8 protein-coding genes are annotated in these 12,045 nt (G+C 67.9%); 5 read left to right on the top strand and 3 right to left on the bottom strand.

Annotation, left to right across the window (positions count from 1 at the left end; translation table 11 throughout):
* Positions 1-45: 45 nt before the first annotated feature.
* From WKW79_RS15705 to WKW79_RS15690, 4 genes are all read left to right on the top strand, one after another.
* A complete protein-coding gene (locus WKW79_RS15705; RefSeq protein WP_340336414.1) occupies positions 46-5,682 on the top strand; it encodes a PA14 domain-containing protein in 5,637 nt (1,878 codons plus the stop codon).
* Positions 5,683-5,772: 90 nt separating this feature from the next.
* A complete protein-coding gene (locus WKW79_RS15700; RefSeq protein WP_340336106.1) occupies positions 5,773-6,222 on the top strand; it encodes a hypothetical protein in 450 nt (149 codons plus the stop codon).
* Entirely contained in the window at positions 6,219-6,797 is a 579-nt protein-coding gene (locus WKW79_RS15695; RefSeq protein WP_340336105.1) for an SCO family protein, read from the top strand. The genes WKW79_RS15700 and WKW79_RS15695 overlap by 4 nt, the downstream gene beginning before the upstream one ends.
* 223 nt (positions 6,798-7,020) lie before the next feature.
* The gene (locus tag WKW79_RS15690; RefSeq protein WP_340336104.1) at positions 7,021-7,317 is read left to right on the top strand and encodes a hypothetical protein; all 297 of its coding nucleotides are present in this window, start codon (positions 7,021-7,023) and stop codon (positions 7,315-7,317) included.
* A 71-nt stretch (positions 7,318-7,388) separates the two neighbouring features.
* On the opposite strand, the gene WKW79_RS15685 is transcribed toward WKW79_RS15690, so the two are convergent.
* The 3 genes from WKW79_RS15685 to WKW79_RS15675 all read right to left on the bottom strand — a co-directional run bounded on the left by WKW79_RS15685 (position 7,389) and on the right by WKW79_RS15675 (position 10,980).
* Complete coding sequence (locus WKW79_RS15685) at positions 7,389-8,288, bottom strand: DMT family transporter (protein WP_340336103.1); 900 nt, start codon at positions 8,286-8,288, stop codon at positions 7,389-7,391.
* 105 nt (positions 8,289-8,393) lie between these two features.
* Positions 8,394-10,007, bottom strand: coding sequence for a gamma-glutamyltransferase family protein (locus WKW79_RS15680; RefSeq protein WP_340336102.1), 1,614 nt, complete (start codon positions 10,005-10,007; stop codon positions 8,394-8,396).
* Positions 10,008-10,017: 10 nt separating this feature from the next.
* On the bottom strand, positions 10,018-10,980 hold the full coding sequence (locus WKW79_RS15675) for a Bug family tripartite tricarboxylate transporter substrate binding protein (RefSeq protein ID WP_340336101.1): 963 nt from the start codon (positions 10,978-10,980) through the stop codon (positions 10,018-10,020).
* A gap of 133 nt (positions 10,981-11,113) precedes the next feature.
* On the opposite strand from WKW79_RS15675, the gene WKW79_RS15670 reads away from it, so the two are divergent.
* Positions 11,114-12,016, top strand: a complete 903-nt coding sequence (locus WKW79_RS15670; protein WP_340336100.1) for a LysR family transcriptional regulator — start codon at positions 11,114-11,116, stop codon at positions 12,014-12,016.
* The last annotated feature ends 29 nt before the right edge of the window (positions 12,017-12,045 follow it).

Below are 12,045 nucleotides of genomic sequence, written 5' to 3'. Positions count from 1 at the left end.
GAACCAAGAGAGTTCAGGGAGAACAAGTGAAGCTACGTTCAATTGGTGGGAGCCAGTCTGGCCGTGTCGTTGCTGCTGGCATCGTGCGGTGGCGGCGACAGTGGTGGCGGCATGGTCGCAGCCGGTGGTGCCGGCGAAGGCAGCAGCGGGTCGAACGACACCCTCGACAGCTCGACCGACAGGGCCGCCGGCAAGGATTCGCCGGCCGACTTTGCGTCCAAGCTCCAGCGCCAGCGCGAACTCCGGCGCAAGATCGCGGCCCCCGCCCAGGCGCAATGGTCCGCCGTCACCAAGCTGCCGATCGTGCCGGCCGCCGCATCCAGCATGCCCGACGGCAAGGTGCTGTTCTGGGCCGCGGAAGACCGCTTCAGCTTCAGCGCCGGCGGCAATCGCACCTACTCGGCGATGTTCGACCCGGTCACGTCGACCTCCGCCGAACGACTCATCTCCGAAACCGGGCACAACATGTTCTGCTCGGGCACGACCAACCTCGCCGACGGGAGCCTGATGATCACGGGCGGCAGCGGCGACTCCAACACCAGCATCTACAACCCCGGCACCGGCGCCTGGAGCACCGGCGCCAAGCTCAACATCCCGCGCGCCTACAACGCCAACACGCTGCTGTCCGACGGCTCCGTGCTCACCCTGGGCGGCTCCTGGGACGGCGGCGTCGGCAACAAGCACGGCGAGGTCTGGACCGCCGCCGGCGGCTGGCGCAAGCTCCCCGGCCTGAAGATCGACTCCATGCTGTCGCCCGACAGCGGCATCGGCTGGGTCGGCGACAGCCACCTGTGGCTGATCCCGGCCGGCAACGGCAAGGTATTCCACGCCGGCCCGGGCCAGCGCATGCACTGGCTCGACACGCGCGGTGACGGCGCGGTCGAAGTGATCGGCCCGCGCGCCGACGACCAGTTCAGCGTCCTCGGCAACACGGTGATGTACGACACCGGCAAGGTCCTGAAGGTCGGCGGCGCCATCCACAACGCCGGCGCCACCTCGAACAACCTGTCCTATGTGATCGACCTGAACGCCGGCGTCTCGGTGCGCAAGATCAATCCGATGGCGTATGCGCGCGCCTTCCAGAATTCGGTCGTCCTGCCCAACGGCCAAGTGGTCGTGCTCGGCGGCCAGACCATCGCCACCGCCTTCAGCGACAGCAATTCGGTGATGGTCCCCGAACTCTTCGATCCGGTGACCGAGACCTTCACGCCCATGCCGGCCATGTCGGTGCCGCGCAACTACCACAGCGTGGCCCTGCTGCTGCCGGATGCGCGCGTGCTGAGCTCGGGCGGCGGCCTCTGTGGCGCCAGCTGTGCGGCGAACCACGGCGACGTGCAGATCCTGTCGCCGCACTACCTGTTCAACCCCGACGGAACGACCGCCACGCGTCCCAAGCTGTTGAGCGCGCCGGCGCAAGCCTCGTACGGCAGCACGATGAACGTCAGCGCCGACTCGGCCATCGCCTCCTTCTCGCTGGTCCGCATGTCCTCGACCACGCACACGGTCAACAACGACCAGCGCCGCCTCTCGCTGAGCTTCACCGGCGTGGGCGACAACAACTACAAGGTCGATGTCCCGAGCAACCCCGGCTGGGCCGTGCCCGGCATGTACATGCTGTTCGGCATGAACGCCGACGGCACGCCCTCGGTCGCGAAGATGGTGACCATCGGTGACGCCGGCGCGCCACGACTGGTCGCGCCCAACGACCAATCCGCCACCGTGGGCGGCGCCGTGCGCTTCGCGGTGCAGGCCACGCCGGCCGGCGGCACGGCCACGGGCTTCAGCGCCGATGGCCTGCCCCAGGGTCTGCGCATCGACCCCGCCACCGGCGTGATCAGCGGCACGCCGAGCCAGCCCGGCAACTACGCGGTGACCGTCTACGCCGCCAACTCCGCGGCCAAGGTGAGTTCGCAGTTCCTCTGGCGGATCACAGACGCCAACGCCGGCGTGCGCTTCGTAAAGCTCGTGGCCACGAGCGAGGTCCGGGGCAATCCCTACATCTCCATGGCCGAATTCAACCTGCTCGGGGAAGACGGCGCCATCCTTCCGCGCACCGGCTGGACGGCCCAGGCCAGCAGCGCGGAAACGGCCGGTGAAGCCGGCGCCGCGGCCAGGGCCATCGACGGCAATCCTGGCACCTGGTGGGTCACTCAGTGGAGCGCCGGCGCCACACCGTTGCCGCACGCGTTCATCGTCGACCTCGGCACGCCCCAACGGCTCGGTGGCTTCAGCTACCTCCCGCGCCCCGGCGATACCAACTCCACCATGGCCGGCTACGCCTTCTACACGAGCACCGATGGCGTGAACTGGGGCAACCCGATCTCGCAAGGCGACTTGCGCGACTTCGGCAGCAATGCCGAGCAGAAGACCGTCTACTTCAACAACCTGGCGCGGGGCAAGACCGCGAGCCAGTCGTCCACCGGCTGGGGGGGCGAGGCGACGCGCGCTGTCGATGGCGTGATTGACGGCAGCTTCTGGGGCGCCAACTCGGTCATGCACACCAACTACGAAGCCACGCCCTGGTGGGAAGTGGACCTCGGCGCCGACTACCGGATCCACACGATGCGCCTCTGGAATCGCACCGATTGCTGCACCGACCGACTCGGCAACTTCAACGTGCTGGTCTCGCGCACGCCGATGACCGGCAGGAGCCTGGCCCAACTGCAGGCCGACGGCAACGTGGCCAAGCTCCAGGTGCCGGGCGCCGCGGCGCGGCTGACCACGGTCGCGCCGGGCGCAACCGGTCGCTATGTCCGCGTCCAACTGTCGGGCACCAACTACCTGAGCCTGGCGGAGGTCGAGGTGTTCGGCGCGCCTGCACTCAATCGCGCGCCATTGCTGGCGGACGTGACACCACCCGTTGCGCGCCAGGGCGAAGAAACGGTCATCACGCTGGCGGCGAGCGACCCCGACGGCGACCCACTGAGCTTCGCCATCGCCGGATTGCCGCCCGGCGTCAACTTCAATCCCGCCAACGGCGTGATCGCCGGGTACCCGTCGCAAGGCGGCAGCTACACCGTGAACGTCACCGTCAGCGACGGGCGCGGCGGCTCGACCGCGAAGAGCTTCGCCTGGCGCATCCTCGACCCGATCCCCGTGATCGCACCGATCGCCGCGCCTGCGGTGGCGGCCGGCAATACCGCGAGCTACGCGGCCAACAACGGCACGGCCATTGGCCTGCAATACAGCTGGGTGTTCGGCGACGGCAGCCCGTCCACCGGCTGGGTCGACGGCAACAGCCCCAACGCGAGCCATGCCTATGCCGCGCCCGGCGTCTACACCGTCACCGTGTCGGCCCGCAATGCCGACGGCACCATCACCACGCGCAACTTCATGCAGGCCGTGACCAGCGCGGGCGTCCAGCCAGGCACCGGCGCCATCGCGAGCACCAACGTGGAGCTGGAAAAGCGGACCGGCGCCAGCGACCGGCTCTGGGTGGTCAATCCCGACGCCGACACCGTGTCCGTGTTCGACGCCGGCAGCGGCGCGCGCGTCGCGGAAATCGCGGTCGGCGCGCAACCTCGCAGCGTGAGCGTGCGCGGCGGCGTGGCGGTCGTGGCCAACAAGGAGACGGCCAGCCTCAGCGTGCTGAGCACCGCCAGCCTCGGCGTGGTCCGTACCGTGCCGCTGCCGCGCGCATCGCAGCCGTATGGCGTGCTGACCGGCGCCGACGGCAGCAGCTACGTGGCGCTGGAGGCGACCGGCCGTGTGCTCAAGTTCGACAACGCCTGGGCGCAAGTGGGCGACGTGGCGCTTCCGGGCGTGCGTCATCTGGCGCTGAGCGCGGACGGCCAGCGCCTGCTGGCCACCCGCTTCGTCACCGCGCCGCAGCCCGGAGAGGGAACCGCCGCCGTGCGCACCGACATCGCCGGCGTGAAGACCGGCGGCGATGTCACTGAACTCAATCCAGCGACCCTGGCCGTGGTGCGCCGCTTCGTGCTACAACACAGCGACAAGCCCGACTCGACAGTGCAGGCGCGCGGCGTCCCCAACTACCTCGGCGCACCCGCCATCGCGCCCGATGGCCGCAGCGCCTGGGTGCCGTCCAAGCAGGACAACATCCAGCGCGGCCGCCTGCGCGACGGCAAGCCGCTCGACTTCGAGAGCACCGTACGCGCCATCTCCTCACGCCTCGACCTGACGGCCAACGCCGAGGACCATGCGGGCCGCGTCGACCATGACAACAGCGGCGTGGCGAGCGCGGCGATCTACCACCCCAATGGCGCCTACCTGTTCGTGGCACTGGAAGCCTCGCGCGAAGTGGCCGTGCTCGACGCCGCCGGCAAGCGCGAGTTGTTCCGTCTGGCCGCGGGCCGCGCGCCTCAGGGCCTCGCGCTGTCTTCGGACGGCATGCGCCTGTACGTCCACAACTTCATGGACCGCAGCATCGGCGTGTACGACCTGACGCGCCTGCTGCAGTACGGGGAATCCACCGCCAACCTCGCCGCGACCTGGACCACGGCGGGCACCGAACGCCTGAGCGCCGAGGTGTTGCGCGGCAAGCAGTTCTTCTACGACGCCAAGGACCCGCGCCTGGCCCGCGACAGCTACATGAGTTGCGCCAGTTGCCACAACGACGGCGCGAGCGACGGCCGCACCTGGGACTTCACCGGCCTGGGCGAAGGCCTGCGCAACACCATCAGCCTGCGCGGTCGCGCCGGCGGCCAGGGCAAGCTGCACTGGACCGGCAATTTCGACGAGGGGCAGGACTTCGAAGGCCAGATCCGCAATTTCGCGCGCGGCACCGGCCTGATGACGGATGCCGCCTTCAACACCGGCACGCGCAGCCAGCCGCTGGGCGATCGGAAGGCCGGCCTCAGCGCCGACCTCGACGCGCTCGCCGCTTACATGGGTTCGCTCAAGGCCTTCAGCGAAAGCCCGCTACGCAATGCCGATGGCACTTTGACCACGCAAGCCGTCACCGGCAAGAACGTGTTCGCCGCGCAGTGTGCCACCTGCCACGGCGGCGCCGACTTCACCGACAGCGCGACCGGCCGGCTCAACAACGTCGGCACGCTCAAGCCGAGCAGCGGCAAGCGCCTGGGCGCCGCCCTCACCGGCCTGGACACGCCGACGCTGCGCGACGTGTGGGCCACCGCGCCGTACCTGCACGACGGTTCGGCCGAGACGGTGGAAGACGCTGTGCGCGCGCACACCACCCTCACGCTGACAGAAGCCGACGTTCTCTCCGTCAGCGCCTTCGTCAAGCAGATCGGCAGCCAGGAGCTGCGCGCACCCAACAATCCAGGCACCGGCACCGGCCTGCTGGGCAGCTACTTCAACAACACCACCCTGACCGGCACACCGGCGCTGGTGCGGGTGGAATCGGTGGACTTCGACTGGGGCAACGGCGCACCGGGGGCGACAGTCAACGCCGACTACTACTCGGCGCGCTGGACCGGCATGATCGAGGCGCCCGCCTCCGGCAGCTACCAGTTCCGGACCCTGAGCGACGACGGCATCCGCGTCTGGATCGACGGAAAGCTGGTCATCGACAACTGGACGCTGCATGGCCCGACCTACAACGAGTCCGCAGCCCTGAACCTCGTCGCCGGCCAGCTCTACAGCATCAAGATCGAGTTCTACGAAGCAACGGGCTGGGCCGTCACGCGGTTGCAGTGGAAGACGCCCGACGCGGCCGACTATGCAGCGACGCCTGCCGCACGGCTCTATGCGAATTGAGGCCACGCCAGCAAATGCAGCCGCGTGTCGCGTGACGGCACCGTGGGCAGTGCGTGCCCTTGCGGACTCACGCCGAGGTTTCAATCCACGATGAAGACCGCCCTCATCGCCTCGGGCCTGATGCTGGCCATGATCGCCATGGCAAGCGGCCCCGGCGCAAGAGCCGACGCACCGACGCCGCCTTCCGGTGTGGCTGCCTCCGGCCGCAGCGCGTTCGTCGGCGAAAAGCCGTTGGTGGCCCGCCTGCCGGGCCACAGCCTGGACCTGCCGGCCGAAGCCGTGCGATGCGTGAACTGCCATTCGCCCTCCACCGGCACCTCCGGACAGGCGGCGTTCGCGCCGCTCCTCACGTCGAAGTACCTGAATGAGCTGCGCTCACGGCGCGGTGGCCCGGGCAGCCGCTATGACCCCGCCTCGTTCTGCCGCCTGCTGCGCGAGGGCCTCGACCCGGCCGGCGTGATGATCAACACCGCCATGCCACGCTACAGCCTTTCGCCCCAGGGTTGCGAAGACCTGTGGGCCTACCTGGGCACGCAATGAAGCGCCGCGCCCTCCTGCGCGCCGGCATCGCAGCAGCGCTTCCCGCGCTGTGCATCGGAAAGGCACGCGCGCACAACGCAGCCGGCGAAGTGCGCCCACCGCTGCTGGCACCCGATATCAAGGTGACGTCGAACACCGGTAGCACCGCGCGCCTGCGCGACCTGCTCACCGGCAAGGCGACCGCGCTGCAACTGATGTTCACAGGTTGCAGTTCGATCTGCCCGATCCAGGGGGCGTTGTTCGCGCAGGTGCAGGCCGCGTTGCCGCGCAGCGATTCGTCGCTGCAATTGCTCTCGGCCAGCATCGACCCGTTGGGGGACGACCCCAAGGCATTGACTGCATGGCTCGCCCGCTTTCAGGCCGGATCGCGCTGGCGCGCCTTCTCGCCTGCGCCGGCCTTACTCGACACCTGGCTGGACTTCCTCGCCGGCCGCGCCGTCGGCCCCGACAAGCACACCGGCCAGGTCTACTTCTTCGACCGCCAGGCCCGGCTGGTGCTGCGCACCGTGGACTTTCCGCAGCCGGCGGAAGTCGCGCGCCTGCTGGCCCAGTTGGCGACCACGACCCTGAGGTAGATGACGTGCGCGCCATTCGAAAGACAGGCCGGCGACCGATTGAGGGGGTGGTCGGCTTCTGTCATTCCAACCAAAGTTTCAGCTTGATGAGAAGCGGGGAAAGCCTAGTCCAAAGGTGTTAGCCTGTGCATTACTTCACGAATTCTCCAACCAAGATGGGAAGGATGCCATGAATGTGCAGTAATTGCGTGCGCGAATCCGTCGCTTTCCCTAAAGTACCGGCATGGCCCTTTACATCACCGATTTCTTCACCGCGCTCGCTTCGGCTGACCAAGTCCATGTCGACAATCACGCCGTTTGCGAGTTCCACCTGATTCGAAACGCGCTTGCCGTCGTGGTTCTTGAGAACGGCGACGAGCTGCGCATTCACCGCCAGGTCGTCAAGATCATCGACGGCCTGAGTTCGTGCCGCAGCGAAGATTTCGGGCCGCCCCATGCGCTCGATTTCATGATGAATGGGCCGCGTCCCATGGCCGAAAGCGACCTGCCACAGAAGGTCACAGAGGCCGACGAAGACTGAGTAGCCCCGCCGGGGAAAAGTCCGCTCTCCTCAGCGTCGCCTTCGGACGACGGCCGGAAGGATTCGCACCTTCAGCGACCGGTACGCGTGAAGACGAAGATCCCCGCGATCACCAGCAGCGTGCCCACCGCGATCCACACGGTGAAGGGCTCGCCCAGGATGACGATGCCCATCAGGATGGTCGACATCGGGCCGATCATCCCAGTCTGCGCCGCCACCGCCGCACCGATGCGCTCGATGGCCATCATCACCATCAGCACCGGCACGGCCGTGCACAAGGTGGCATTGAGTACTGACAACCACACCACCTCCGGCGCCACCGCGAAGGCCGCGCTCATCGGCCGAAGCACGGCGAACTGCGCGATGCAGAACAGGCAGGCCGCGCTCGTCGCCAGGCCGACCAGGCGCAGCGAGCCCAGTCGCTTGACGAACTCGCCGCTGTACACGAGGTAGCCCGCATAGCTCACCGCGCTCAGGAAGCAGAGGAACGCACCCCACGCCGCCATGCCGCCGCCCGCGCCCGTGCCACCCCAGATCTCGTGGCCGAACACCAGCGCGACGCCGGTGTAGCTGATCGCCATGCCAACCAGTTGCCGACGCGATGCGCGACGCCGGTACAGCACCCAGCCGAACAGCAGGACCAGCGTCGGATTGAGGTACAGGATGAGCCGTTCGAAGCCGGCGCTGATGTAGGCCAGTCCGGCGAAGTCGAGAAAACTCGCGAGGTAGTAGCCAGAGAAGCCAAGGCCCAGCACGCCGAGCCGGTCGCGCATCGTGAGTGCCGGCTTGCCGTGTCCGGCCCACCACGCCATGAGCGCGAAAAGCGGTAACGCGAACAGCATGCGCAGCATGATGAGCGTGACCGCGTCCACGCCATGCCGGTAGGCGAGCTTGACGATGATGGCCTTGCCGCTGAAGGCGATCGCACCGACGGTCGCCAACGCCAGCCCCGCCGCGCGTTTGGAACGCATGGCTTTCTCGGAAAGCACCGCAGGACCGGCTTCTGCCGTCTGCGATTGCTGCCCCCTCGAAGGGGGTGGGACGGGCGACACGAAGTGCGCGGAGCCGGGATGGGCCTAGTAGCCCGCGGCCAGTCCGTCGCGCCGCGGATCGCTGGCGGCAACGTAGCCTTCGACACCCGGATCGCCCTTGCGCCAGATGAACTGCCCGGCGCCGAAGTCCTGGTACGAATCGTTGATGACGTCCATCTCGTGGCCCAGGTCACTCAAGCCCTGGATGGTGTTGGCGTTCATCGCGGCCTCGACGTTGATGTTGAGCCCCGCGTTGAAACGCCAGCGCGGCGCGTCGCAGGCGGCCTGCAGGTTCTGCCGGTAGTCGATCATGCGCACCAGCGTCTGCATGTGCCCCTGCGGCTGCATGTTGCCGCCCATCACGCCGAAGCTCATCACCGGCTGCCCATCCTTGGTGAGGAAGGCCGGGATGATCGTGTGGAAGGGTCGCTTGCCGGGCGCCACCACGTTGGGGCTGTCGGCCTTGAGGCTGAAGCCGTGGCCGCGGTTCTGCAGGCTGATGCCGAACTCGGGCTCCACGCAACCGGAGCCGAAGCCCATGAAGTTGCTCTGGATGAAGCTGACCATCATGCCGCTCTCGTCCGCCGCCGTGAGGTAGATGGTGCCGCCCTTGACCGGGTTGCCCGCCTTGAAGTCCTGAGCTTTCTTGATGTCGATGAGCCGGGCACGCGAAGCCAGGTAGGCGTCATCGAGCATCTGCGCGGGCGTCACGGTCATCGTCGATGGCTCGGACACGTAGCGGTAGACGTCGGCGAAGGCCAGCTTCATCGCCTCGATCTGCAAGTGCTGGGAGGCGACCGAGTCGACGGGCAGCGACGCGATGTCGAACTTCTCGAGGATGCCCAGCGCGATCAATGCCGCGATGCCCTGGCCGTTCGGCGGTATCTCGTGCAGCGTGTAGCCGCGGTAGTCGCGCGAGATCGGCGTGACCCATTCGGGCTGGTAGGCCGCGAGGTCGGCCACGGTGAGCGCGCCGCCGTGTTCCTTGGCAAAGGCCGCGATGGCTTCGGCGATCTCGCCGGTGTAGTAGGCCTCGCCCTTGGTCCGTGCGATGGCCTCGAGCGCGCGTGCGGCGGCGGCAAAGCGGAACAACTCGCCCACCTCCGGCGCGCGGCCCCAGGGCAGGAAGGCCTGCGCGAAGCCGGGTTGCGCTTGCAGCAGCGGCGTGGCGGCAGCCCACTTCTGCTGCACCACCGGCGGCATCAGGTAGCCGCGCTCGGCGATGTCGATGGCCGGCACCATGAGGTTGGCGAAGGGCAGCTTGCCGAAGCGGTCGCTCATCGCGACCCAGCCGCGCACCGCGCCCGGGACCGTCACCGAGTCGATGCCGCGCTGCGGCGGCGTGGTCTTGTCGGCGCCGTACTTCTTGATGAAGTAGTCGGGCGTCCAGGCCTTGGGCGCCGGACCGGAAGCGTTGAGGCCGTGCAGTTGCTGTCCGTCCCACAGGATGCAGAAGGCATCGCTGCCGAGGCCGTTGCTCACCGGCTCGACCAGCGTCATCACGGCGGCCGCGGCGATCGCGGCGTCCACCGCGTTGCCGCCTTGGTAGAGGATGCGCAAACCGGCCTGCGCGGCCAGCGGATGCGATGTCGACACGACGTTGCGGGCGAACACCGGGATGCGAGTGGAGGGATAGGGGTTCGCGTAGTCGAATTTCATGGGTCAGCCTTTAGTCGCTCGTGATCTTGCGCTCGACGATGATCTTCTTCCACTTGGCGGTGTCATCGGCAATGGTCTTGGCGAGTTGCGCCGGCGTGCTGGTGACCGGCTCGATGCCCAGGCGCGACAGCTTTTCCTTCATGTCGGGATCGGCCAGCGCTGCGTTGGCGGCGGCGTTGAGGCGCGCCACCAGCTCAGGCGAGAGGCCCTTGGGACCGTACAGGCCGAACACGGTGTTGGACTCGTAGCCGGGCAAGGTGTCGGCCACGGTCGGCAGGTCCGGCGCCAGCGGGCTGCGCTTCAGCGAGGTGACGGCCAGCGCGCGAAGGCGGCCGTCGCGCACATAGGGCAGGCCGGTGGGCAGGGAATCGAACAGCAGGTCGACCTTGCCGCTCATCAGGTCGGGCATGGCGAGCGCGGTGCCCTTGTAGGGGATGTGCGTGATGTGGACGCCGGCCTGCGCCTTGAACAGTTCCGCGGAGAGCTGAACGATGGTGCCCGGACCGCTCGACGCGTAGTTGAGCTTGCCGGGGTTCTTCTTCGCGTAGTCGATGAATTCCTTCACCGTCTTTGCGGGCGAGGTTGTCGGCACCAGCATGATGCTCGGCGCATTGCCGACGTGGGCGATGGGCGTGAAATCGGCCACCGTGTCGTAGGGCAGCTTGTTGGCCAGCGCCGGACCAATCGAGTGCGTGCTGGTGGTGGCCAACAGCAGCGTGTAGCCGTCGGCCGGGGCCTTGGCGGCCGCGTCGGAACCGATCGAGCCGCCGGCGCCGGGCTTGTTGTCGACGACGAAAGTGGCGCCCAGCTTCTCACCCATCGTGTGGGTGAGCGTGCGCGCGAACAGGTCGGTGGCGCCGGCCGCCGGAAAGGGCACGACCAGGCGAATCGGCCTGGACGGATAGTTCTGCGCCCAGGCGGGCAGGGTCGCCAACACCAGTGTGGTGGCCAGCGCGAAGCTTCTGCGTTTCATTTGGATCGATCTTTCGTGGGCATCTGAAGGGCGGCATGCGCACTCGCCTCCCCGCGAGCCGCAGGCATGGATTTGACACGCGGCGCATTCAAACGGGAAATGGATTTATCTGATAGATATATGATCCGATCGCATGAATGTGACCCTGCGCCAACTTCGCGTCTTCCTGGCCGTGGCCGAGACCCGCAACTTCAGCCGCGCGGGCGACCAGATCGGCCTGACGCAACCTGCCGTCAGTCGGTCGATCCTGGAATTCGAAGCGCAATTCGGCCTCAAGCTGCTGGACCGCACCACGCGCGAAGTCGCGCTCACCGAGGCCGGGCAATCCCTGGCGGCGCGGCTGCACCGGGTGCTCGATGAACTGGAGCAAACCCTGCTCGACGTGCAGGGCATGTCGAATGCGCGCCGCGGCAAGGTGCGCGTCGCCAGCAGCCCGACCTTGTCGGCCAACCTCATGCCCGCCTGCATCGCGGCCTGCGCGCGGGTGGAGCCCGACATCGAGCTCGTGCTGCTCGACCGCATCCAGCAGGACGTGCTCGACAGCGTGCGGGCCGGCGAGGTCGACTTCGGCGTGGTGATCGAGCCCGCGTCGCAGGACGACCTGCAGTGCGAGACGATCCTGTCGGACCCGTTCTGCCTCGTCGTGCCGCCCGATCATGCCCATGCAGGGCGCAAGCAGCTGAAGTGGTCGCAGCTCGATGGCGAGGCCCTGGTGCTGCTCGACCATGCCTCGGGCAGTCGCCGCCTGATCGACCAGGCGCTGATCCGCCACGGCGCCCACTGCATCGTGCGCCAGCAGGTGGGCCATCCCACGACGGCCTTCCGCATGATCGAGGCCGGCCTCGGCATCAGCGTGATGCCATCGCTGGCCGTGCCGCCCGCGGGCTTTCGCAGCCTTCGGGTGGTGCCACTCGTGCCGCAGGTCGAGCGCGCCGTGATGCTGGTGCATCGCCGCAACCGCGCGCCCTCCCCCTTGGCCCAACGCGTCTGGCAGCTCATCCACGAGACCGCCATCGCGCTGCCCGCCGCGCCATAGAAAACGGCGTCCGAAGACGCCGTGTCGTC

The organism is Variovorax robiniae (assembly GCF_037889955.1).
GTDB lineage: Bacteria > Pseudomonadota > Gammaproteobacteria > Burkholderiales > Burkholderiaceae_C > Variovorax > Variovorax robiniae.
Note: the sequence above shows the minus strand (reverse complement) of the source record. Positions and strands in the feature narration are given on the sequence as shown.

Bases quoted from the DNA above. Each gene is read 5' to 3' on its own strand.
- WKW79_RS15700 (WP_340336106.1), top strand. From the start codon at position 5,773: ATGAAGACCGCCCTCATCGCCTCGGGCCTGATGCTGGCCATGATCGCC.
- WKW79_RS15695 (WP_340336105.1), top strand. From the start codon at position 6,219: ATGAAGCGCCGCGCCCTCCTGCGCGCCGGCATCGCAGCAGCGCTTCCC.
- WKW79_RS15690 (WP_340336104.1), top strand. From the start codon at position 7,021: ATGGCCCTTTACATCACCGATTTCTTCACCGCGCTCGCTTCGGCTGAC.
- WKW79_RS15685 (WP_340336103.1), bottom strand. From the start codon at position 8,288: ATGCGTTCCAAACGCGCGGCGGGGCTGGCGTTGGCGACCGTCGGTGCG.
- WKW79_RS15680 (WP_340336102.1), bottom strand. From the start codon at position 10,007: ATGAAATTCGACTACGCGAACCCCTATCCCTCCACTCGCATCCCGGTG.
- WKW79_RS15675 (WP_340336101.1), bottom strand. From the start codon at position 10,980: ATGAAACGCAGAAGCTTCGCGCTGGCCACCACACTGGTGTTGGCGACC.
- WKW79_RS15670 (WP_340336100.1), top strand. From the start codon at position 11,114: ATGAATGTGACCCTGCGCCAACTTCGCGTCTTCCTGGCCGTGGCCGAG.